Origin of the sequence: Micromonospora sp. NPDC049107, assembly GCF_040648595.1 — a bacterium.
Lineage (GTDB): Bacteria > Actinomycetota > Actinomycetes > Mycobacteriales > Micromonosporaceae > Micromonospora.
Genome location: NZ_JBEZEC010000013.1, coordinates 19,458 through 41,707, shown reverse-complemented (window position 1 = coordinate 41,707; position 22,250 = coordinate 19,458). Strand labels below are relative to the sequence as shown.

The 22,250-nt window shown below is 70.8% G+C and carries 20 protein-coding genes; 14 read left to right on the top strand and 6 right to left on the bottom strand.

Features of this window, described 5'->3' with window-relative positions; genetic code table 11:
• The first annotated feature begins 58 nt into the window (after positions 1-58).
• The 5 genes from AB0B55_RS27975 (at position 59) to AB0B55_RS27955 (ending at position 5,571) form a co-directional block, all read left to right on the top strand.
• Positions 59-2,602 carry a bifunctional FO biosynthesis protein CofGH gene (locus AB0B55_RS27975; RefSeq protein WP_357174885.1) on the top strand — a complete coding sequence of 848 codons (2,544 nt, stop codon included), beginning with the start codon at positions 59-61 and terminating at the stop codon, positions 2,600-2,602.
• 158 nt (positions 2,603-2,760) lie between these two features.
• Positions 2,761-3,039, top strand: coding sequence for a hypothetical protein (locus tag AB0B55_RS27970; protein ID WP_357129962.1), 279 nt, complete (start codon positions 2,761-2,763; stop codon positions 3,037-3,039).
• A gap of 71 nt (positions 3,040-3,110) precedes the next feature.
• Positions 3,111-4,505 carry a DUF4331 domain-containing protein gene (locus AB0B55_RS27965; RefSeq protein ID WP_357174882.1) on the top strand — a complete coding sequence of 465 codons (1,395 nt, stop codon included), beginning with the start codon at positions 3,111-3,113 and terminating at the stop codon, positions 4,503-4,505.
• A gap of 20 nt (positions 4,506-4,525) precedes the next feature.
• Positions 4,526-4,855: a phospholipase gene (locus AB0B55_RS27960; RefSeq protein ID WP_357129956.1), complete on the top strand. Its 330-nt coding sequence runs from the start codon at positions 4,526-4,528 to the stop codon at positions 4,853-4,855.
• A gap of 458 nt (positions 4,856-5,313) precedes the next feature.
• The gene (locus tag AB0B55_RS27955; RefSeq protein ID WP_007455784.1) at positions 5,314-5,571 is read left to right on the top strand and encodes a WhiB family transcriptional regulator; all 258 of its coding nucleotides are present in this window, start codon (positions 5,314-5,316) and stop codon (positions 5,569-5,571) included.
• A gap of 52 nt (positions 5,572-5,623) precedes the next feature.
• Here the strand turns inward: AB0B55_RS27955 and AB0B55_RS27950 are convergent, their stop codons facing one another.
• Complete coding sequence (locus AB0B55_RS27950) at positions 5,624-6,073, bottom strand: metallopeptidase family protein (protein ID WP_007455785.1); 450 nt, start codon at positions 6,071-6,073, stop codon at positions 5,624-5,626.
• A 153-nt stretch (positions 6,074-6,226) separates the two neighbouring features.
• On the opposite strand from AB0B55_RS27950, the gene AB0B55_RS27945 reads away from it, so the two are divergent.
• Positions 6,227-6,595, top strand: coding sequence for a DUF3499 domain-containing protein (locus AB0B55_RS27945; protein ID WP_355239687.1), 369 nt, complete (start codon positions 6,227-6,229; stop codon positions 6,593-6,595).
• 10 nt (positions 6,596-6,605) lie between these two features.
• On the opposite strand, the gene AB0B55_RS27940 is transcribed toward AB0B55_RS27945, so the two are convergent.
• The 3 genes from AB0B55_RS27940 to AB0B55_RS27930 all read right to left on the bottom strand — a co-directional run bounded on the left by AB0B55_RS27940 (position 6,606) and on the right by AB0B55_RS27930 (position 10,113).
• Positions 6,606-8,000, bottom strand: a complete 1,395-nt coding sequence (locus AB0B55_RS27940) for an FAD-dependent oxidoreductase (RefSeq protein WP_357174878.1) — start codon at positions 7,998-8,000, stop codon at positions 6,606-6,608.
• Positions 7,985-9,331, bottom strand: a complete 1,347-nt coding sequence (locus tag AB0B55_RS27935; RefSeq protein ID WP_357129950.1) for an aspartate aminotransferase family protein — start codon at positions 9,329-9,331, stop codon at positions 7,985-7,987. The genes AB0B55_RS27940 and AB0B55_RS27935 overlap by 16 nt, the downstream gene beginning before the upstream one ends.
• A 269-nt stretch (positions 9,332-9,600) precedes the next feature.
• Positions 9,601-10,113: an Lrp/AsnC family transcriptional regulator gene (locus AB0B55_RS27930; protein ID WP_355053574.1), complete on the bottom strand. Its 513-nt coding sequence runs from the start codon at positions 10,111-10,113 to the stop codon at positions 9,601-9,603.
• Positions 10,114-10,327: 214 nt separating this feature from the next.
• Here AB0B55_RS27930 and AB0B55_RS27925 point away from each other — a divergent pair, with 214 nt between their 5' ends.
• From AB0B55_RS27925 to AB0B55_RS27890, 8 genes are all read left to right on the top strand, one after another.
• Positions 10,328-11,512 (top strand): spermidine/putrescine ABC transporter substrate-binding protein, encoded by a 1,185-nt coding sequence (locus AB0B55_RS27925; RefSeq protein WP_357129945.1) that lies wholly within the window; start codon positions 10,328-10,330, stop codon positions 11,510-11,512.
• A gap of 5 nt (positions 11,513-11,517) precedes the next feature.
• Positions 11,518-12,669 (top strand): ABC transporter ATP-binding protein, encoded by a 1,152-nt coding sequence (locus AB0B55_RS27920; RefSeq protein ID WP_357174875.1) that lies wholly within the window; start codon positions 11,518-11,520, stop codon positions 12,667-12,669.
• On the top strand, positions 12,666-13,574 hold the full coding sequence (locus AB0B55_RS27915; protein WP_357174871.1) for an ABC transporter permease: 909 nt from the start codon (positions 12,666-12,668) through the stop codon (positions 13,572-13,574). The genes AB0B55_RS27920 and AB0B55_RS27915 overlap by 4 nt, the downstream gene beginning before the upstream one ends.
• Positions 13,571-14,407: an ABC transporter permease gene (locus AB0B55_RS27910; RefSeq protein ID WP_357129936.1), complete on the top strand. Its 837-nt coding sequence runs from the start codon at positions 13,571-13,573 to the stop codon at positions 14,405-14,407. Before AB0B55_RS27915 ends, AB0B55_RS27910 begins: the two co-directional genes overlap by 4 nt.
• A 73-nt stretch (positions 14,408-14,480) precedes the next feature.
• Positions 14,481-15,989: an FAD-dependent oxidoreductase gene (locus tag AB0B55_RS27905; RefSeq protein ID WP_357174867.1), complete on the top strand. Its 1,509-nt coding sequence runs from the start codon at positions 14,481-14,483 to the stop codon at positions 15,987-15,989.
• The gene (locus tag AB0B55_RS27900) at positions 15,989-17,179 is read left to right on the top strand and encodes a saccharopine dehydrogenase C-terminal domain-containing protein (protein WP_357174864.1); all 1,191 of its coding nucleotides are present in this window, start codon (positions 15,989-15,991) and stop codon (positions 17,177-17,179) included. Before AB0B55_RS27905 ends, AB0B55_RS27900 begins: the two co-directional genes overlap by 1 nt.
• A 435-nt stretch (positions 17,180-17,614) precedes the next feature.
• Positions 17,615-18,466, top strand: a complete 852-nt coding sequence (locus AB0B55_RS27895; RefSeq protein ID WP_357174861.1) for a hypothetical protein — start codon at positions 17,615-17,617, stop codon at positions 18,464-18,466.
• A gap of 236 nt (positions 18,467-18,702) precedes the next feature.
• Positions 18,703-19,368, top strand: a complete 666-nt coding sequence (locus AB0B55_RS27890) for a hypothetical protein (RefSeq protein ID WP_357129925.1) — start codon at positions 18,703-18,705, stop codon at positions 19,366-19,368.
• Positions 19,369-19,408: 40 nt separating this feature from the next.
• Here AB0B55_RS27890 and gabT read toward each other — a convergent pair whose 3' ends face one another.
• Both gabT and AB0B55_RS27880 read right to left on the bottom strand, forming a co-directional pair.
• Positions 19,409-20,680, bottom strand: coding sequence for a 4-aminobutyrate--2-oxoglutarate transaminase (gene gabT / locus AB0B55_RS27885; RefSeq protein ID WP_357174858.1), 1,272 nt, complete (start codon positions 20,678-20,680; stop codon positions 19,409-19,411).
• 3 nt (positions 20,681-20,683) lie between these two features.
• The gene (locus AB0B55_RS27880) at positions 20,684-22,120 is read right to left on the bottom strand and encodes a gamma-aminobutyraldehyde dehydrogenase (protein WP_357129919.1); all 1,437 of its coding nucleotides are present in this window, start codon (positions 22,118-22,120) and stop codon (positions 20,684-20,686) included.
• Between the last annotated feature and the right edge of the window lie 130 nt (positions 22,121-22,250).

Sequence of the window (22,250 nt, the reverse complement as noted above, 5' to 3'; positions counted from 1 at the left end):
CGCGGGCGTCGGGGCGGGGGTGGGTTGGGTGGGGGTTTGGGGCGCATAGGGTGAGCGGATGGTTGATCGCACCCAATCCGGCCCCAGCGAGGCGAGCGTGCGGCGGGCCCTGGGTCGGGCCGCTGCCGGCCGGGCGCTGGACCTTGACGAGGCGACCGCGCTGCTCGCCGCCCGTGCTGAGGCGCTGGACGAGCTGCTCCGGGTGGCCGGTCAGATCCGCGACGCCGGGCTGCGGGAGGCTGGGCGGCCGGGTGTCGTCACGTACTCGAAGAAGGTCTTCATCCCGCTGACCCGGCTCTGTCGGGACCGCTGCCACTACTGCACCTTCGCCACTGTGCCGCACCGCCTGCCGGCGCCGTTCCTGGACCGCGACGAGGTGCTGGCCATCGCCCGCGAGGGCGCCGCGCAGGGCTGCAAGGAGGCCCTGTTCACTCTCGGTGACCGGCCGGAGGAGCGGTGGCCGGCGGCCCGTACGTGGCTGGACGAGCGCGGCTACGACTCCACCCTGGACTACCTGCGCGCCTGCGCGGTGGCCGTGCTGGAGGAGACGGGCCTGTTGCCGCACCTCAACCCGGGGGTGCTGTCCTGGTCGGAGCTGCAACGGCTCAAGCCGGTCGCGCCGAGCATGGGCATGATGTTGGAGACCACCGCGACCCGCCTGTGGTCCGAGCCGGGCGGCCCGCACTACGGCTCACCCGACAAGGAGCCGGCGGTCCGGCTGCGGGTGCTCGACGACGCCGGGCGGGTCGGGGTGCCGTTCACCACCGGGCTGCTCATCGGCATCGGCGAGACGCCGGCCGAGCGGGTGGACGCGCTGTTCGCGATCCGTCGCGCCCACCGCGAGTACGGCCACCTCCAGGAGGTGATCGTGCAGAACTTCCGCGCCAAGCCGGACACGGCGATGCGGGGGATGCCCGACGCGGAGCTGCACGACCTGGCCGCCACGGTGGCCGTGGCCCGGCTGCTGCTCGGCCCGAAGGCCCGCATCCAGGCCCCGCCGAACCTCATCGCCGGCGAGTACGACCTGTTGCTGCGGGCCGGTATCGACGACTGGGGCGGCGTCTCGCCGCTCACCCCGGACCACGTGAATCCGGAGCGCCCGTGGCCGCAGATCGAGGAGCTGGCCCGGCACACCGAGTTGGCCGGGTTCACGCTGCGGGAGCGGTTGACGATCTACCCCGAGTACGTGCGGGCGGGTGACCCGTGGCTCGACCCGAGGCTGCTGCCGCACGTGTCCGCCCTCGCCGACCCGGCGACCGGCATGGCGGTCGAGTCGGCCCTCCCGCAGGGCCGGCCCTGGCAGGAGCCGGAGGAGGTGTTCGGCGGGCGGACCGATCTGCACGCCACCATCGACACCACCGGCCGCACTGACGACCGGCGCGGTGACTTCGACAGCGTCTACGGCGACTGGGCCGAGGTCGCCGGCAAGGTGACCCCGGAGGCGGCAGCGCAACGGGTCGCCGTACCCCCGGCGACGGCCGGCAGTGGCGCGGACCGCGACCTTACGGCCGGGTTGCGGCTCGCGGCCGACGACCCGGCGGCGCTGCTCGACCCGGCCCACACCGACGCGGCGTTGGCGCTGTTCACGGCGGACGGGCCGGCGCTGGACGAGCTGTGCCGGCTCGCCGACGACGTGCGCCGGGACGCGGTCGGCGACGACGTGACCTACGTGGTCAACCGCAACATCAACTTCAGCAACGTCTGCTACGTGGGCTGCCGGTTCTGCGCGTTCGCGCAGCGTGAGCGGGACGCCGACGCCTACCGGCTCTCCGTCGACCAGGTCGCCGACCGGGCCGAGGAGGCATGGGCGGCCGGTGCCAGCGAGGTCTGCCTGCAGGGCGGGATCGACCCGAAGATGCCGGTCACCGGGTACGCCGACATCGTCCGCGCCATCAAGGCCCGGGTGCCCGAGATGCACGTGCACGCCTTCTCCCCGATGGAGATCGTCACCGCCGCCGCCAAGGCGGGCGTGCCGGTCCGCGAGTGGCTGACCCAGCTCCGCGAGGCCGGGCTGGACACCATCCCGGGCACCGCCGCGGAGATCCTCGACGACGACGTGCGCTGGGTGCTGACCAAGGGCAAACTGCCGGCCGCCGCCTGGGTCGAGGTGGTCAGCACGGCCCACGAGCTGGGCATCCGGTCCAGCTCCACCATGATGTACGGCCACGTCGACCACCCGGGGCAGTGGCTGGCGCACTTTAGGGTGCTGGCCGGCGTGCAGGACCGTACCGGTGGGTTCACCGAGTTCGTGGCGCTACCGTTCGTGCACACCAACGCGCCGATCTACCTGGCCGGCATCGCCCGTCCCGGGCCGACCTGGCGGGAGAACCGGGTGGTGCACGCGATGTCCCGGCTGCTGCTGCACGGCCGGATCGACAACATCCAGTGCTCCTGGGTGAAGCTCGGCGACGAGGGCACGGTGGCGATGCTCCAGGGCGGCTGCAACGACCTGGGCGGCACGCTCATGGAGGAGACCATCTCCCGGATGGCGGGGTCCGGCAACGGTTCGGCGCGTACCGAGGAGCAGTTGCGGGCCATCGCGACGGCGGCCGGGCGGCCGGCGCGCAAGCGGACGACCGCATACGGTCACGCTCGGCGCTGAGGTCGAACCTTTTCCCGCCGTCGGCCGTACCAAGCGGTGCCGGCGGCGGTCGCGGCGAGGGCCGCCGCCGGTGTTCCCCCAGGGGCCCGGCGACGTCGGTCGGCGGCACCGGACCCGTCACCGCGGGCGCGTGCGCGCCGCCGCCGGAAAGGTTCCCCATGACCACTGATCAGCGGAAGCGGCCCTGGCCGCGACTGACCCGCCGGCAGACGTTGACCGCCGCGGCCAGCGCCACCCTCGGCGCCGCCGCGCTCACCGTGCCGGGCCTGTCGGCCGCCCAGAACGCGCCGGGCGCGGCGGGTCGGGCCGACGAGCCGATCGTCGTGCACCTGCGCGACGCCGCGTCGGGAACGATGGACGTCTTCGTCGGTGAGTCCCGGATCGAGGTACGCGACCGCGGCCTCGCGGACCGGCTGCGCCGCGCCGCCAAGCGCTGACCAGCGCCTTCGCCCGGCGCTGACCAGCGCCCCGTCCGCCAACAGTCCCCGCCCAGTGAGGTTGGTCCGCCATGTCTTCCCACCGCGAGGCCCCGGAGATAGCCAAGGATCCGGTCGCCGACAGCTCCGACCTTTACGCGTTCGTGAGCCCCGACAAGCCCGACACGGTCACGCTGATCGCCAACTATGTGCCGTTGCAGCTTCCGTCCGGGGGGCCGAACTTCTTCGAGTTCGGCGACGACGTGCGCTACGAGATCCACATCGACAACAACGGTGACGGTCATCCCGACGTCACCTACCGGTTCGAGTTCACGACCGAGATCACCAACCCGAACAGCTTCCTCTACAACACCGGGCCGATCGAGTCGCTCGACAGCAAGAACTGGAACCGCCGGCAGTTCTACAGCCTGACCCGGATCACCGACGGCAAGGAGCACCGGCTCGCGCACAAGCTCCCCTGCCCGCCGTGCAACGTCGGACCGCTGTCCACGCCGAAGTACGCCGACCTCGTACGCCAGGCCACGTACACCCTGTCGACGGGGGAGCGGGTTTTCGCCGGGCAACGCGCGGACGGCTTCTTCGTCGACCTGGGAGCGATCTTCGATCTCGGTACGCTGCGGCCGTTCCAGCAGTTGCACGTGGCCGGCAAGAAGATCTTCAAGGCCGAGGGGGAGCCGGTCAACGCCACCGACCGGATGAACGTGCACAGCATCGCCCTGCAGGTGCCGCTGAAGCAGGTACGTCGTCGCGCCAACCGGTACGGTCCGGCGGACGCCGCGTCGGTGCTGGGGGTGTGGACGTCCGCGTCGCGCCGGCAGGTCCGGGTGCTCGGCGACCGGGGTGGGGCGGACACCTCCACCGGTCCGTTCACCCAGGTCTCCCGGCTGGGCAATCCGCTGTTCAACGAGGTCATCGTGCCGATGTCCAAGAAGGACCTGTGGAACTCGCTGCCACCGTCGGAGGACAAGCGGTTCGCCCGCTTCGTCGAGCAGCCCGAGTTGGCCGCCCTGCTGCCGGCCCTCTACCCGGACGTCTTCCCCAACCTGGACAAGCTCAACAAGTCCAAGAAGGCGCGGGCCGACCTGGTGGCGATCCTGCTCACCGGCGTACCCGCTGGTCTGATCGACGGCTTCACGAACGCCACCGGCGAGGTGCAGGCCGACATGCTGCGGTTGAACACGGCCATCGCGCCGAACCGGCGGCCGGACCGGTTCGGGGTGCTCGGCGGCGACCTGGCCGGCTTCCCGAACGGGCGGCGGGTCGGTGACGACGTGGTCAGCATCGCGCTGCGGGCGATCGCCGGGGTGACCGTACCGTTGGTGGACAAGACGTTCCGCCCGGACGCGGCGGCCGGCGCGGTCACCCCGGGGCTCAGCGCCGCCGACGTGACGGCGCCGTTCCTGGCGAACTTCCCCTACCTGGGTACGCCGTACGACGGGTTCAACAACCCGCCGGCGTCGTCCTGACGTCGGGCGGGGGAGTGGCGATGCACGAACACACGTACGGTCCGTCGGAGACGGGGAGTGTCGTCCTCGACCTGGGCGGCGACACCGGCGCCCTGATCATCTACACCGGTCGGGATCTGCACGGCCGGGAGATCGAGATCAGCCGCGGTGACGATCGGCGGGTCCACTCGGCGGTCCGGGAGCGCCGGGTCCGGGACGGCTCGTTCCACAGTGCGGTCTACCCCGATCTGCCCGAGGGCATGTATACCGTCTGGTGGGATGAAAACACGTCAGCGGGGACGGTTTCTGTCCATGGTGGAGCAATAGCCGAGTTCGCCTGGCCGAGCAGCGGTTTTGGGGCTACCGGCTGACCTCGACGGACCCTGTTTCCCCTCGCACCCCGTCCACATTGTGGGCGGGGTGCGAACGCTGTCCACGGCTGGACGGGCGGTCTGCGTCGCGCCGCGTTAACCTGTCCCCCACCAAGATCAGCTTTGCGGAGGGGGTACCCGTGCTCCACGGTCGGCGGGCCGTCCGGGGGAGCGCCACGGCAGAAAAGTCGGGCAACTCGCCGGAGAGGGCGTTACTCGGCCGGGGTCTGAATCGATAGGGCAGGTTGCGAGGCTGGACGGTCCTGGTGGCCGGCCAGGGTTGTCGGGAGGGCGACTCCATTATCAAGTTTGGCTTGACGGCGCACGCATTACACGCGTGTAATTTGAATGGGGTTGTTCGCACGGAACGCAACAAAACGGGACCGGACGGACACGCACGCCTTTCGCGTGGGGGGTTGCAGCGGCGATGACGCCGGTGCGCGACAAGGAGGCATTTGATGGACGGCCAGCTTGAGGTGGCCGACCTGCTCGGAAACGCGCCGGAGTGGCAGGAGCGGGCCTTGTGCTCGCAGACCGACCCCGAGGCGTTCTTTCCCGAGAAGGGCGGCTCGACCCGCGAGGCGAAGCGAATCTGCTCGCGCTGCGAGGTCAAGACCGAATGCCTCGAATACGCTCTCGGCCACGACGAGCGGTTCGGTATCTGGGGTGGGCTCTCGGAGCGGGAACGGCGCAAGTTGAAGCGGCGCGCCGCCTGATCGGTACGGCGTCGGGGGTGGTGCGGAGTCGAGGCGGTGGGGGCCGCCCGGCTCAGGCCAGCTCGTCGGGGTCGACCCCGAGCAGGTTCGCCACCTGCTCGATGATCACGTCATGGACGAGGTCGGCGAGATCTTCGCGGTCCATCGCCCGGAACTCCAGGGGTCGGCGGTACAGCACGATCCGGGGCGGCACCTCCTGGCGGCCGGGGCGACCCGGCAGCAGCCGGGCCAGCGGCACCTCGCCGTCCTCCAGCACATCCGAGTCGTAGACGTTCAGGTCCGGCGGGACGTCCTCGACCGCGAACTCGACGCCGGCCAACTCCTTGGCGAAGCGTCGCTCCAACGTCTCGACGGTGTCCAACACCAGGTCGTCGAAGACCTCCGCCTTGGTCCGCGCCAGCGGCACCGTCGCCGGCACCAGGCGCCCGCGCAGGCCACGCCCGTGCCGGTCGCGGTGCGCACGCCGGCCGGGGCCGGGGCGGCGGTGTTCCGGGCTCGTCATGAGGCAAAGGGTAGCCCCCGTGCCGGGTCGGCCAGCGGCACCGCCGCCAGCGTGGCGCGGCGCGACCCGAACCGCGAATTGTGATCACCGCGACGGGCGTGTCGCAACGCGAACCGGTGCGCCGGACCCGGTAATGGGGATACCCTGCCGCACGTGAGGTCACCACGGCGCTGCTCCCGTAACGGCTGCCCCCGGCAAGCGGTCGCCACATTGACCTATGTCTACAACGAGTCCACCGCCGTGGTCGGCCCGTTGGCGGCGTTCGCCGAGCCACACACGTACGACCTGTGTGAGCAGCACGCCCGCAGCCTCACCGCGCCGCGCGGCTGGGACGTGGTCCGGCACGAGGGTGAGTTCGAGCCGCCCCCGCCCACCACGGACGACCTGGTCGCGCTGGCCGAGGCGGTCCGGGAGGCGGCCCGCCCGGCGCCCCGCCCCCCGGAGCCCGACCAGCCCCGCCCGGAAAACCCCCACCAGACCGGCCGCCGAGGCCACCTCCGGGTAATCCCCCCCAACCATTGAGCCGCAGCGGTTACTGGCCCAGGAGGCGGGCGAGGGTTTTGGCGCTTCGGCAGGGGCGGTCGGTTCGGGTTTCCTTGGCGTCGGCGCTGGTCATGAGGCGCAGGGCCGCGTTCATCGCCAGCCAGCGCAGGGGTTCCGGTTCCCAGTTCGGGGAGCGGTGGCCTACCCAGGGCAGGCTGGTCAGCTCGGTGCGCTCGCCGCGGATCAGGTCGGCCAGGGTGCGGCCGGCGAGGTTGCTGGCACCCACGCCGTCCCCGACGTAGCCCCCCGCCCAGGCCAGCCCGTTGGCCCAGTCGAACCCGACCGAGGCGGTCCAGTCCCGGGCCACCCCGAGCGGTCCACCCCAGGTGTACGCCACCGGAACGTCCGGCCCGAGCACCGGGAACAGCTCGCCCAGGGTCCGCCGCAGCGCCGCGAAGACCCGTGGCTCCCGGTCGTGGCCGGGAGAGATCCGGGACCCGAAATGGTACGGCGCTCCGCGCCCGCCGAAGGCCAACCGCCCGTCGGCCGTCCGCTGGCCGTAGATGATCACGTGCCGGTGGTCGGAGAACGTTTCCCGCTCCGCCAGGCCGATCCGTTCCCAGGCGTGCTCCGGCAGCGGCTCGGTGGCCACCATCAGCGAGTACACCGGTGCCACCGTGCGACGCAGGCCAGGCAGCATGGGCGTGTACCCCTCGGTGGCCCGGACCACCACCGACGCCCGCACGCTGCCCGCCTCGGCGACCGCCGCACCGGCCCGGATCGCGGTCACCGTGGTCCGCTCGTGGATCCTCACCCCGAGGCGTTCCACCGCCCGCGCGAGACCACGCACCAGCTTCGCCGGGTGCACGGTCGCGCAGTGCGGGGTGTACGTCCCACCGCGTACCCCCTCAGCGGCGCAACGGGCGGCGGCCTCGCCGGGGCCGAGGAGCGTCAGGTGGTCGTCGCCGAAGCCGAACGCGCGGGCCTCGTCCACGGCGGCCCGGGCCCGGACGAGCTGCGGACCGGTCCGGGCGAGCGTGACGGTGCCGCCGTCCGCCCAGTCGCAGTCGATGCCCTCGGCCGCGACCACCCGGCCCACCGCGCGGACGGTGTCATGCAGCTCCCGCTGCATGGCGACCGCGGCGTCGCGGCCGTGCCGGCGGGCCAACCCGGTCAGCGACGTGGGCAGGAGCGCGGAGCACCAGCCGCCGTTGCGCCCGGACGCCCCGTACCCCGCGATCTCCTTCTCCAGGACGACGACCCGCAGCGTCGGGTCGGCCCGAGCCAGGTGGTACGCCGTCCACAGCCCGGTGTAGCCGCCGCCCACGATCACCACGTCGGCGTCCGCGTCGCCGGGCAACGGGGGCCGAGGCGTCAGCGGCTCGTCCAGGCTGGACAGCCAGTACGACAGCTCCTGGTAGCGCACGGTCAGAGCCGTGTCCACGCCTCGGTCAGCACCGTCCGGAGGATCTGCTCGATCTCGTCGAAGTGTCGCTGCTCGGCGATCAGCGGCGGGGCGAGCTGGATGACCGGGTCACCCCGGTCGTCGGCCCGGCAGTAGAGGCCTGCCTGGAACAGCGCGGTGGACAGGAAGCCGCGCAGCAGCCGCTCCGACTCGGCTTCGTCGAAGGTCTCCCGGGTGGTCTTGTCCTTGACCAGCTCGATGCCGTAGAAGTAGCCGTCGCCTCGGACGTCGCCGACGATCGGCAGGTCGTGCAGCTTCTCCAGGGTGGCGCGGAACGCGTCCTCGTTGGCGCGTACGTGCCCGACGAGGTCCTCGCGGGCGAACACCTCGAGGTTGGCCAGCGCCACCGCGCAGGACACCGGGTGCCCGCCGAAGGTCACCCCGTGGGCGAACATGCCGGTCTCGGTCAGGAACGGTTCCATGAGCCGGTCGCTGGCGATCATCGCGCCCAGCGGGGCGTACCCGGAGGTGATGCCCTTGGCGGTGGTGATGATGTCCGGCTGGTAGCCGTAGCGGACCGCCCCGAAGTACTCGCCGAGCCGACCCCACGAGCAGATCACCTCGTCGGAGACGAGCAGCACGTCGTACGCATCGCAGATCTCCCGGACCCGCTCGAAGTAGCCGGGAGGGGGCGGGAAGCAGCCGCCGGAGTTCTGCACCGGCTCCAGGAAGACGGCGGCGACGGTGTCCGGCCCCTCGCGCTCGATGGCCCGGCCGATCTCGTCGGCGGCCCAACGGCCGAACGCCTCGGGATCGTCGCCGTGCTCCGGGGCCCGGTAGAAGTTGGTGTTCGGCACCTTGATCCCGCCCGGCACCAGCGGCTCGAAGTCGCTCTTGATGCCCGGCAGACCGGTGATCGACAGCGCGCCCATCGAGGTGCCGTGGTAGGCGATGTAGCGGCTGACAACCTTGTACTTGTTGGGCTGGCCGGTGCGCTTGAAGTACGCCCTGGCCAGCTTCCACGCCGCCTCGACGGCCTCGGAGCCGCCGGTGGTGAAGAAGACCCGGTTCAGGTCGCCCGGGGTGAGCGAGGCGATCTTCTCGGCCAGCTCGACGGCCGTCGGATGGGCGTACGACCAGAGCGGGAAGTACGCCAGCTCACCGGCCTGCTTGGCGGCGGCCTCGGCCAGCTCGGTGCGGCCGTGACCGGCGTTGACGACGAACAGTCCGGCGAGCCCGTCGAGGTAGCGGCGACCCTGCGCGTCCCAGATGTACGCGCCCTCGCCGCGCACGATGGTCGGCACCTCGCCGGCGGAGTAGCTCGCCATCCGGGTGAAGTGCATCCAGAGGTGGTCGGTGGCGTCGGCCATGTCAGCCCCATCGATCGTCGGGCCGGTCAAGGGGTGAAGCCGGCCGCTCTGTCCACGGTTATCGCACAGTCCGGTGCCCTTCGGCAAGTGTTATCAGTGGCCTAGATGCCCGAGTGCGACGGAATCAGCGAGTGACGGCAGTCTGGGCAACGGATTCCGCATCGACGCGCGGGGTCGGATCAGGGCACTCGGGTTCCCGGAAGCCGGGGCCATCAGAGCGGCGCGGACACCCCGACTTCCTGCAACCCGGGTCGATCAACCGAGAGTCGTCAGGCCGTACCCCAGGTGTAGGTCTGTTTGCGGAGCTTGAGGTAGACGAACGCCTCGGTGGAGAGCACCCCGGGCACCGCGCGTAGCCGTTGCAGGATCTCCAGCAGGTGGTCGTCGTTGCGGCAGACGACCTCGGTGAGCAGGTCGAACGACCCGGCGGTGATGACGACGTAGTCGACCTCGTCCAGTTCGGCGAGCCGGTCGGCGACCGCCTCCAGGTCGCCGTCGGTACGCAGCCCGATCATTGCCTGGCGGGGGAAGCCGAGCTGGAGGGGATCGGTCACGGCGACGATCTGCATGACGCCGGAGTCGAGCAGTCGCTGTACCCGCTGGCGGACCGCCGCCTCGGACAGGCCGACCGCCTTGCCGATGGTGGCGTACGGCCGGCGGCCGTCCTCCTGAAGCTGCTCGATGATCTGCTTGGCCACGTCGTCCAGCAGAGCGTGGTTGGCACCTTCACGCACAGCGACACGGCGACCGCCGCCGCCGCTCTCGTGCTGCCGGTTCGTCATCGTGCGCTCCCCATGTCCCGAATCGTGATGTCGCGCGTGTGTCCCCGCGCAGTCTGGCGTATTTCGTCGTCAACTGCTAATCCCGCAACGGAATCCCTTGTAAGGGAGGTTTCCTCATGTCAGGATCAGTGCTCCCTGGCACTCGACCCTCCCGACATTCCCGCCGGCGTGCCTCCCCCGTCCCGCCGCCGACGATGACCCCCTAGGAGTCGTCATGCGTACTCCCCTCCGGCCCCTCTCCCGGCGTGGACTGCTCACCGGCACCCTCGGTTCGGCCGCTCTCCTCGCCGCGGGCGGCAGCCTCGCCGGCTGTGGCACCAAGGGCGCCCAGCAGACCGAGGCCGGCTGCGTCAGCGAGGACCTGTCCGCTACGGAGAAGAAGCTCGCCTTCTCCAACTGGCCGCAGTACATGGACGTCGACGAGAAGGACGAGTCCAAGCGGCCGAGCCTGGACGAGTTCATCACGAAGACCGGCATCCAGGTGACCTACACCGAGGACATCAACGACAACAACGAGTTCTTCGGCAAGGTGCAGAACCAGTTGGCCGCCTGTCAGAGCACCGACCGCGACATCATCGTGCTGACCGACTGGATGGCGGCCCGGATGATCCGGCTCGGCTGGATCCAGAAGCTCGACCCGGCGAAGATCCCGAACGTGGCGGCGAACCTGCTGCCGTCGCTGCTCAAGCGCCCCTTCGACACCGAGAACCGGATCTCGATCCCGTGGCAGTCCGGCCTGGCCGGGCTGGCGTACAACGGCAGCGTCACCAAGGAGCTGCGGACCGTCGACGAGCTGCTGACCCGCCCCGACCTCAAGGGCAAGGTGACGGCGCTGAGTGAGATGCGCGACACGATGGGTCTGCTGCTCGGCTCCAACGGTCACGACCCGTCCAACTTCACGGCGGCCCAGTTCGACGACGCGCTCAACAAGCTCAAGAAGGCCGTCGACTCCGGGCAGATCCGCAAGTTCACCGGCAACGACTACGCGCCCGACCTGGCCAAGGGCGACATCGCCGCGTGTATCGGCTGGTCCGGGGACGTCATCCAGCTCGCCAGTGAGAACGAAAAGGTGCAGTTCGTCGCGCCCGACTCCGGCGTGATGCTCTACAGCGACAACATGATGGTGCCGAACAAGGCCGCCCACCGGGGCAACGCCGAGGCGCTGATCAACTACTACTACGAGCCGGCCGTCGCCGCGAAGCTCGCCGCGTACGTCAACTACATCTGCCCGGTCAAGGGCGCCCAGGCCGAGATGGAGAAGATCGACCCGGATCTGGCCGCCAACCCGCTGATCTTCCCGGACGACGCGCTGCTGGCGAAGTCCAAGGTCTTCATGGCCCTGGACGAGAAGCAGGAGAAGGAGTACGAGGGCAAGTTCCAACAGGTCATCGGGGCGTGACTCCGATGACGCGCGAGACACCCGCCGGCGATCTGCGCCTGGCCGACCTCACCAAGCGGTTCGGCATCTTCACCGCCGTCGACGACCTCAGCCTGACGATTCCGCAGGGCTCGTTCTTCGCGCTGCTCGGCGCGTCCGGCTGCGGCAAGACCACCACCCTTCGGATGATCGCCGGGCTGGAGGAGCCGACCAGCGGTCAGGTGCTGCTCGGCGACACCGACATCGCCCGGCTGCGGCCGTACAAGCGGCCGGTCAACACGGTCTTTCAGAGCTACGCGCTCTTTCCGCACCTCACCATCTTCGAGAACGTGGCCTTCGGGCTGCGCCGACGCGGCATCCGCTCGGTCGACGACGAGGTGCGGCGGATGCTGTCGCTGGTGCAGCTCGACGGCTTCGGCCCGCGCCGCCCGGCCCAGCTCTCCGGCGGCCAGCAGCAGCGGGTCGCGCTGGCCCGCGCGCTGATCAACAAGCCGCAGGTGCTGCTGCTCGACGAGCCGCTGGGCGCGCTCGACCTGAAGCTGCGCCGGCAGATGCAGATCGAGCTGAAGCGCATCCAGACCGAGGTGGGCATCACCTTCGTGCACGTCACCCACGACCAGGAGGAGGCCATGACCATGGCCGACACCGTCGCGGTGATGAACGCCGGCCGCATCGAGCAGCAGGGCGCCCCGGCGGACATCTACGAGTTCCCGGCCACCGCGTTCGTGGCGAACTTCCTCGGCCAGTCCAACCTCCTCGCCGGCGAGGCCGCCGGCACCAGCGGCGGCGAGGTCGCGGTGACGGCGCACGGTTCGCGCTTCACCGTGCCCGCCGGCCGCTCACGCGCCGACCGGGGTCCGGTCCACCTGGGGGTACGCCCGGAGAAGCTACAACTGGTCGGCTCCGCCGACCAGGTCCCCCACGGACACCAACTGGTCACCGGTGTGGTCACCGACGCCTCCTACGTGGGCGTCAGCACGCAGTACCTGCTGCGCACCGGCTGGGGCACCGAGTTGTCGGTCTTCGCCGCCAACAGCGGTGCCGCGACCCAGGTCCCGGTCGGCGGCGAGGCCGTGGCGTACTGGGATCCACGCCACGCGTTCCTGCTGCCGCGCGACGCCGCCGACACCGACCGGACATCGCCGGTGCTCGACGAGCCGGTGGGTGCGTCCTCGTGACCCTCCTGGCGCCCACCAAGGCGGGTCAGCCGCCGCCCACGGCACCGGCAGCCCGGTCCGGGCGGTACCGCCTCCTGCCGTACCTGCTGCTGTTGCCCGGCGCGGCCTGGCTGCTCGTCTTCTTCGGTGTGCCGCTGCTGCAGCTCGCCGCCGCGAGCCTGTACGACCCCGGCGGCTCGCTCTCCACCGGGTACGCGATGACCTGGGCGTTCGGCAACTACCCGGACGTGGTGCAGGCGTACTGGCCGCAGCTTCTGCGCTCGTTCGGCTACGCCGGGCTGGCCCTGGTGGTGGCGCTGCTGCTGGGCTACCCGTTGGCGTACGCCATCGCGCAGAAGGCGGGCCGGTGGAAGAACCTGCTGCTGGTGTGCGTCGTCGCGCCGATGTTCACCAGCTTCCTGGTCCGTACGTTGGCCTGGAAGACGATCCTGTCGGACAACGGCGCGCTCGTCGGGCTGCTGCGCGACGTGCACCTGCTCGCCCCCGACGGCCGACTGTTGGCCACGCCGTTCGCGGTGGTGCTCGGCCTGACGTACAACTTCCTGCCGTTTCTCGTGCTGCCGCTGTACGCGAGCCTGGAGCGGCTCGACGGGCGGCTGCTGGAGGCGGCCGGCGACCTGTACGCGAGCCCGGCGCAGGCATTCCGCCGGGTGACCCTGCCGCTGTCGATGCCCGGCCTGGTCGCCGGCACGCTGCTGTTCTTCATCCCGGCCAGCGGCGACTACATCAACGCCGAACTGCTCGGCACCCCCAACGAGTACATGGTCGGCAACGTCATCGACTCGGCGTTCCTGGTCCGGCTGGACTACCCGCAGGGCGCCGCGCTGTCGTTCCTGCTGATGGCGGCGATCCTCGCGGTGGTCTTCGGCTACCTGCGGCGGGCTGGCACGGAGGAGGTGCTGTGAGGATCTCGCGCTGGCTGGCGGACCGCTGGGTGATGATCGTGGCGCTGCTGGTGCTCGGCTACCTGTCGCTGCCGATCCTGGTGGTGGCCGGGCTGTCGTTCAACCGCCCGTCGAGCCGACTGTCGTACGACTTCAACGAGTTCACCCTCGACAACTGGCGGCAGCCCTGCGCCACCTCGGACATGTGCGACGCGGTCGTCCGCAGCGTGCAGATCGGCTTCATCGCCACGGTCGTGGCTACCGTACTTGGCACGCTGATGGCGTTCGCGCTGGTCCGGCACCGCTTCCGGGGTCGGGCCGGCGTCAACGTGCTGATCTTCCTGCCGATGGCGACGCCCGAGCTGGTGATGGGCACGTCGCTGCTGGCCCTGTTCGTCTCGGCCGGGGTGCCGCAGGGCTTCTGGACCATCGTCATCGCGCACGTCATGTTCTGCGTGTCGTTCGTGGTGGTCACCGTGAAGGCGCGGCTCGCCGGGATGGACCGGCGGCTGGAGGAGGCCGCCATGGACCTCTACGCCAACGAGTGGCAGACCTTCCGGCGGATCACCCTGCCGCTGGTGCTGCCCGGCATCGTGGCCGCCGCGCTGCTCGCCTTCTCGTTGAGCTTCGACGACTTCATCATCACCAACTTCAACGCCGGCACGACGGTCACGTTCCCCATGTACGTCTGGGGCGCCGCCCAGCGGGGCATCCCGCCGCAGGTCAACGTCATCGGCACCGCGATGTTCGCGATCGCGTTGCTGCTGGTGGGGCTCAGCTCGCTGCGCGGGCGGCGGGAGCGCCGCGCCAACCTGCTGGCCGTTCCGACACCGCAGGCGCGGCGGCCGTCATGACCGCCGGCCGGCGCGCTGATCGGGGCGACTGTCCCGCCGACAGCCGCTCGTCCTGGGCACGGGGTCGGCCGTCATGACGCCCGCGCACGCCGGGCGGGCGCTGGCCGACGCGGCACCCGTGCCGTACTGGCTCGACCGCAGGGAGCGCCCCGACCCGCTGCCGCCGCTCACCGGCGCGCAGACCGCCGACCTGCTCGTCATCGGCGGCGGGTACGGCGGGCTCTGGGCCGCCCTGGAGGCCAAACGCGCCGACCCGGAGCGGGACGTGCTGCTCGTCGACGCGGGCACCTGCGGGTGGGCCGCCTCCGGGCGCAACGGCGGGTTCTGCGCCGCCTCGCTCACCCATGGTCTCGCCAACGGCGTCGACCGGTTCCCCGACGAGGTCGGCGAGCTGGAACGCCTGGGCCGGGAGAACCTGGACGCGATCGCCGCCACCGTCGCCGAGTTCGACATCGACTGCGACTTCGAGCGCACCGGTGAGCTGGCCGTCGCCGTCGAGCCGTACCAGCTCGACGGGCTGGTCGCCGACGCGGAGCTGGCCCGCCGGTACGGCCACCGGGTGCGGTTGCTCGACGCCGCCGAGGTCCGCGCCGAGGTAAACTCGCCGACCTACCTGGGCGGGATGGTTGACGCCGACCGGGTCGCCATGGTGGACCCGGCGAAGCTGGCCTGGGGACTGCGCCGCGCCTGCCTCGCCCTGGGCGTACGCGTGCACGAGCACACCCGGGTCACCGGGCTGCGCGCCGACGGCGTCGCGTTACGGGCGGACACCCTCGGCAGCGATCCCGCCGACCTGGCCCGCTCTGCCGCACCTGCCGGCCTGGCCCGCTCTGCCGCACCCGCCGGCCTGGCCGGCTCTGCCGTAGCCGCCCCGGGCCGCCCCGGCGTGGTCCGCGCCCGACGGGTCGTGCTCGCCACCAACGCGTTCCCGCCGCTGCTGCGCCGGCTGCGCGCGTACGTGGTGCCCGTCTACGACCACGTGCTGATGACCGAACCGCTCAGCCCGGCGCAGCGCGACGCGATCGGCTGGCGCAACCGGCAGGGGCTCGCCGACCCCGGCAACCAGTTCCACTACTACCGGATCACCCGCGACGGGCGGATCCTCTTCGGCGGCTACGACGCCGTCTACCACTACGGCAACCGGGTCGCCCCGAAGCTGGAACAGCGCCCAGCCACCTTCACCACCCTCGCGCAGCACTTCTTCACCACGTTCCCGCAGCTCGCGGACGTGCGCTTCAGCCACCGCTGGGGCGGTGTCATCGACACCTGCACCCGGTTCTGCCCGTTCTACGGCACCGCCTTCGGCGGTCGGCTGGCGTACGCGGCCGGGTACACCGGTCTCGGCGTCGGCGCGACCCGCTTCTCCGCCCGGGTCCTCCTCGACCTGCTGGCCGGCGGAAACACCCCGCTGACCCGGCTCGACCTCGTCCGCCGCAAGCCCCTGCCGTTCCCGCCGGAACCCGTCCGCGCGGTCGGCATCAATCTCACCCGCCGGTCGATGGCCCGTGCCGATGCGCGTGGGGGCCGGCGTGACCTGTGGCTCCGTACTCTCGATCGTCTTGGTTTGGGGTTTGATTCCTGATGCGTGTCCTGCTCGTCGGCGCCGGTGGCGTCGGCTCCGCCGCCGTAGCCATCGCCGCTCGACGGGCCTTCTTCGAGACGATGGTCGTGGCCGACCACGACCCGCAGCGCGCGGCCCGCGCGGTGGCCGCGCACGGCGGCCGTTTCGTCGCCGCCCAGGTCGACGCCTCCTCGGCCGACGCGATCACCGCGCTGTGCCGGGAACACCGGATCACCCACGTGCTCAACGCCGTCGACCCGCGCTTCGTCATGCCCATCTTCGACGGCGCGTTCGCGGCCGGCGCGGACTACCTGGACATGGCGATGTCGCTCTCGCACGCCGACACGGGCGTGCGGCTCGGCGACGAACAGTTCGCGCAGGCCGACGCCTGGTCGGCGGCCGGTAGGTTGGCGCTCGCCGGCATCGGCGTCGAACCGGGACTGTCCGATGTGTTCGCCCGGTACGCCGCCGACGAGCTGTTCAGCGAGATCGACGAAATCGGCGTGCGGGACGGCGCGAACCTCACCGTCGACGGCTACGACTTCGCTCCCTCGTTCTCCATCTGGACCACGATCGAGGAATGCCTCAACCCGCCGGTGATCTGGGAGGCCGACCGCGGCTGGTACACCACCGAGCCGTTCAGCGAGCCCGAGGTCTTCGACTTCCCGGAGGGAATCGGGCCGGTCGAGTGCGTCAACGTGGAGCACGAGGAGGTGCTGCTCATCCCGCGCTGGGTGAAGGCCCGCCGGGTCACCTTCAAGTACGGGCTCGGTGAGGAGTTCATCGACGTCCTGAAGACGCTGCACAAGCTCGGCCTGGACGGCGTCTCCCCGGTGCGGATACGCGGGGTCGACGTGTCCCCGCGCGACGTGGTGGCGGCCTGCCTGCCCGACCCGGCCACCCTCGGCGCGCGGATGCGCGGCAAGACCTGCGCCGGCACCTGGGTCCGTGGCCTGGGCCCGGACGGCCAACCCCGGGAGGTCTACCTCTACCACGTGGTCGACAACGAGTGGTCGATGAGCGAGTACGGCCACCAGGCGGTTGTCTGGCAGACCGCCGTCAACCCGGTGGTGGCGCTCGAACTGCTCGCCACTGGCGCGTGGACCGGCGTGGGGGTGCTCGGCCCGGAGGCGCTGCCCCCGGTGCCGTTCCTCGACCTCCTCACCGCCTACGGCTCACCATGGGGGATACAGGAGCGCTCAGCAGCGTGAGCTGCCCGCCCCGCGCCCCTGCGTCCCGATCGCCAGCGACGTCGACTGCGCCGGCGCGGCAACGGCCCGGCCTACGTCAGCGGAGTAGGCAAGGTGATCGGCGAAGACGTCTACGACCTGGACCGCGACAACGACGGCTACGGCTGCGACTAACCCCCGCCCCGCCCAGTCGCGCCCCGCCCAGTCGCGCCCCGCCCAGTCGCGCCCCGCCCAGTCGCGCCCCGCCCAGTCGCGTCGATCATGGAGTTGTGGTGGGCAGAAGAAGCCGATTCGAGGCTTCCTGGCGGCACCACAACTCCATGATCGGCCCCGTTGGCGAGTCAGGGCATAGCACGTTTGACGCTTTTTTGGGGGTTTTGCACAGGGCTGGACTTTATCCACAGGGGGCTGGGGTGGGGTGGAGGGTTCGGGGCTCGGTGACGCAGATTCCGCGGTATGGCGGAGCGTCTTTATCGATACTCGGAGCTACTCAGCGCCGGCCTCAGTCGCGAGCAGGTGCGCAGGATCGTTGGGCTATCCCAGCTGCACCGGCTGTCGCGGAGTATCTACGCGCCATCGGCCTACCGCAGTGGGCACCTGCCGGCGATCTTCCGGCGTTTGCCGGACACTGCTGTGGTCGGATATCACACCGGCGCACAACTACACGGTTTCGGCGACCTCCGCAGCCCCGACGTGCACGTCATCGTTCCAGCGGGGGAGCGCGTGCCACACATTCGGGGAGTCGTGGCCCACGAGTCGGTGTTGCCCGTAGGTGATCCGGTGCTTCTGGATGGTGTGCCCTGTGCACCCGCTGCTCGATGTGCCGTGGATCTGGCGCGATCGGTGCGCCGAATGGACGCGATGCCACTGCTGGACCTGTGTCTTCGGGTCGGCGCTTGCCAACCTGACGAACTCCTGGTCGAAGTCGCTCGGCACGAGCGCCTGCGGGGGATCTGTCAGGCGCGCGAACTCGTCAGCCACGCCGATCCCCGGGCGGAGTGCCGACAGGAAAGTCAGCTTCGCCTTGTGTTGATCGACGGCGGCCTGCCACCGCCGGAGCCTCAGCTGTGGGTGTCGGACAACAACGGGATACCGCTCTACCGCCTGGACCTTGGCTACCGGCAACACCGGGTCGGTGTTGAGTACGACGGCGTGTCCCATCTGGACCGCGCCCGCCTCCAGGGCGATCGCTCTCGAATGAACTGGCTCGCCGACAACGGGTGGCAAATGCGCTATTTCACCGATCTTGACCTCTACCGTCGCCCCGCCCACATCATCCAAACCCTGGCCCCCCTCCTCCACCCCTAGCGTCCCCGCCCCCCAGGCCCCTGACCCCAGGCCCCAGACCCCAGACCCCAGACCCCAGGCCCCGTCGATCATGAAGTTGTGGTGCTCCTGAAGAAGTGCAAACCAGCGTGTAACGCCCACCATGACTCCATGATCGACGGGGTCTGGGGTGAGGCGCGGGGGGCGCGGGTGAACGGTTGGGGGGTGGTTTCCGTATCAGGGGCTGACGGACATTGGCTAGGGCGGGAGTTTCGGCGATGAGGGTGCAGCGGAAGCATGTGCTGGCGGCTACCGTGGCGGTGGTTGCCGCCGCAGGGGTGGCGGTGGGGACCGGGTTCGGGTTCGCCGACACCGCCCCGGCACGGTCGTCCGTCTGCTCCGGCTCGGTGACGTTCTCCGCGGAGGCCGGTGCGCCGGCGGCGACCAGCGACCGGTTCCCGGTGGGTACGCGGCTGCGGGTGACCAATCTGGACAACAACCGCGCGGCCACGGTGACGGTGACCGGCCCGTCGGGGAGTTGTGTGCTGCTCAACGCCGCCGCCATGGAGTTGGTGCGGGAGCCGGGCAAGAACGTGATCCGCCGCAACGTGGTGGAGCGGCTGGACGGCGTGGCAGCCCAGCCCGCCCCCGGTGGCGTACGCCCCGGTGCCGCCTCGCCCGCCGCGCCGCGCCCGGTGCCCGGCTCGGCCTGCTCCGGCGCGATCACCTTCTTCGCCGAGAACGCCGCGCCGGCGGCGACCAGCGGGAAGTTCCCCGTCGGCACGCGGCTGCGGGTGACGAATCTGGACAACAACCGGGCGACCACGGTGACGGTGACCGGCCCGTCCGGGAGCTGTGTGCTGCTCAACACCGCCGCGATGGACCAGATCCGCGAGCCGGGCAAGAACCTCGTGCGCAACAACACGGTCGAGGTGCTGCGCTGACGGAAGGTGCAGGGGCCCGACGCGGGCCCCTGCACCCACGTCAGGCGAACGCCGCGTCGAGGATGTCGGCGCCCCGGGTGAGCTGCGTGTCGGAGATGACCAGCGGCGGTAGAAAGCGCAGCACGTTGCCGTACGTGCCGCAGGTCAGGGTGAGCAGGCCGGCGGCGTGGCAGGCCGCCGAGATGGCGGCCGTGGCGCTCGGGTCGGGGACGAGCGACCCGGGCTGGACCAGTTCGACGGCGAGCATCGCGCCCCGGCCGCGTACCTCGGCGATCCGGGGATCCCGCTCGGCGATGGCCCGGAGGCGGGGTGCCAGCACGGATTCGATCCGGCGGGCCGCACCGGCCAGGTCCAGTTCGTGCATGGTCTCGATGGTGGCCAGCGCGGCGGCGCAGGCGATCGGGTTGCCGCCGTACGTGCCGCCGAGCCCGCCGACGTGCACCGCGTCCATCAGCTCCGCCCGACCGGTGACCGCCGCGAGGGGCAGCCCGCCGGCGATGCCCTTGGCGAGGGTGACCAGGTCGGGTTCGACGCCCTCGTGCTGGCAGGCGAACCAGTCGCCGGTCCGGCAGAAGCCGGTCTGGATCTCGTCGGCGACGAAGACCACCCCGGCCGCCGTCGCCCACTCCCGCAGCGCCGGCAGGAAACCCGGCGCGGGTACGACGAAACCGCCCTCACCCTGGATCGGCTCGATGAGCAGCGCGGCGACGTTCTCGGCACCCACCTGCTTCTCGACCACCTCGATGGCCCGCGCCGCCGCCTCCGCGCCGGTGAGCCCGCCGTCGCGCAGCGGGTACGACATCGGCACCCGGTAGATCTCCCCGGCGAACGGCCCGAACCGGTGCTTGTACGGCATGTTCTTCGCGGTCAACGCCATGGTCAGGTTGGTCCGGCCGTGGTACGCGTGGTCGAACACCACCACCGCCGGTCGTCCGGTGGCGTGCCGCGCGATCTTGACGGCGTTCTCCACCGCCTCGGCACCGGAGTTGAACAGCGCCGAGCGCTTCTCGAATGCGCCCGGCGTCAACGCGTTGAGCTGTTCACACACCGTCACGTACGACTCGTAGGGCGCGACCATGAAGCAGGTGTGGGTGAACCGTTCGACCTGGGCGCGGACGGCCTCGACCACCCTCGGCGCGGAGTTGCCGACGCTGGTGACGGCGATGCCGGCGGCGAAGCCGATCCACTCCCGTCCGTCGACGTCGGTGAGCGTGCCGCCCGACGCGGCGTCCACATAGGAGCTGATGACGCTGCCCACGCCACGGGCGACGGCACCACTGCGGCGCTTGTGCAGTTCTTCCGAGGACGGCAAGGGTCAGCCCTCGATGTTGTGCATGACGTGCTTGATCCGGGTGTAGTCCTCCAGGCTGTAGACCGACAGGTCCTTGCCGTGCCCGGAGTGCTTGAAGCCGCCGTGCGGCATCTCGGAGACGAACGGGATGTGCGTGTTGACCCAGACGCAGCCGAAGTCGAGCCGTCGCGTCATCCGCATCGCCCGGCCGTGGTCGCGGGTCCAGACCGACGCCGACAGGCCGTAGTCGACGCCGTTGGCCCAGCGCACCGCCTCGTCCTCGTCGGAGAAGCGCTGCACGGTGATGACCGGACCGAACACCTCGTCCTGGATGATCTCGTCGGCCTGCCGCAGCCCGGACACGACGGTGGGCGTGTAGAAGTAGCCGCGCTCGCCCTGCCGGGAGCCGCCGGTCTGGATCGCCGCGTGGTCGGGCAACCGGTCGACGAAACCGCTGACCCGGGCGAGCTGGTTGGCGTTGTTCAGCGGGCCGTAGAGCACGTCGGCGTCGTCCGGCGCGCCGGTCTTCGTGGCGCGGGCCTGCTCGGTGAGCGCCGCCACGAAGTCGTCGTGGACGCCGGGACCGGCCAGTACCCGGGTCGCCGCCGTGCAGTCCTGCCCGGCGTTGAAGTAGCCGCCGACGGCGATGGCCTCGGCCGCCGCCGCCACGTCCGCGTCGTCGAAGATCACCACCGGGGCCTTGCCGCCCAGCTCCAGGTGGGTGCGCTTCAGGTCCGGGGCCGCCGCGGCGGCCACCTCCATGCCCGCGCGGGTCGAGCCGGTGATCGACACGAGCTGCGGGGTCGGATGCGACACGAGGGTACGTCCGGTGTCGCGGTCGCCGCAGACCACGTTGAACACCCCCGGCGGGAAGAACTCGGCGGCGATCTCGGCGAGTAGCAGCGTCGACACCGGAGTGGTGTCCGACGGCTTCAGCACGACCGTGTTGCCGGCGGCGAGCGCCGGGGCGATCTTCCAGATCGCCATCATCAGCGGGTAGTTCCAGGGGGTCACCTGGGCGCAGACCCCGATCGGCTCACGCCGCACGTACGAGGTGTGCCCGGCCAGGTACTCCCCGGCCGAGCGCCCCTCCAACATCCGGGCGGCCCCGGCGAAGAACCGGAACTCGTCCACCGCCGGGGGCAACTCCTCCTCGGCGGTCAGTTGGCGGGGCTTGCCGGTGTTGCGTACCTCGGCGTCGACCAGCTCGGCGGCCCGTGCCTCCACGGCGTCGGCGAGCTTGAGCAGTGCCCGCTGCCGCTCGGCGGGGGTGACCTCCCGCCAGCTCTCGAAGGCGGTGGCGGCGGCGTTCATCGCCGCGTCGACGTCGGCGGGGCCGGAGACCGGCGCCTGCGCGAACACCTCCCCGGTGCAGGGGTCGACCAGATCGGCGTAGCCGCCGTCGGCCGGGTCGACGTAGGAGCCGTTGACGAAGTTGCGCAGCTGCTGCTGGTCACTCATGACGGGATCACTCCGAGGGGGCCGGGGGTGAGGTCTGCGGCGGTTATCGCAATCTTCCTGCCATCTTCGCTACTGAATCCGCAGCAGACAAGGGCTGCGGCGACTGTTTCCGTCGACTGCTGACTCGTCT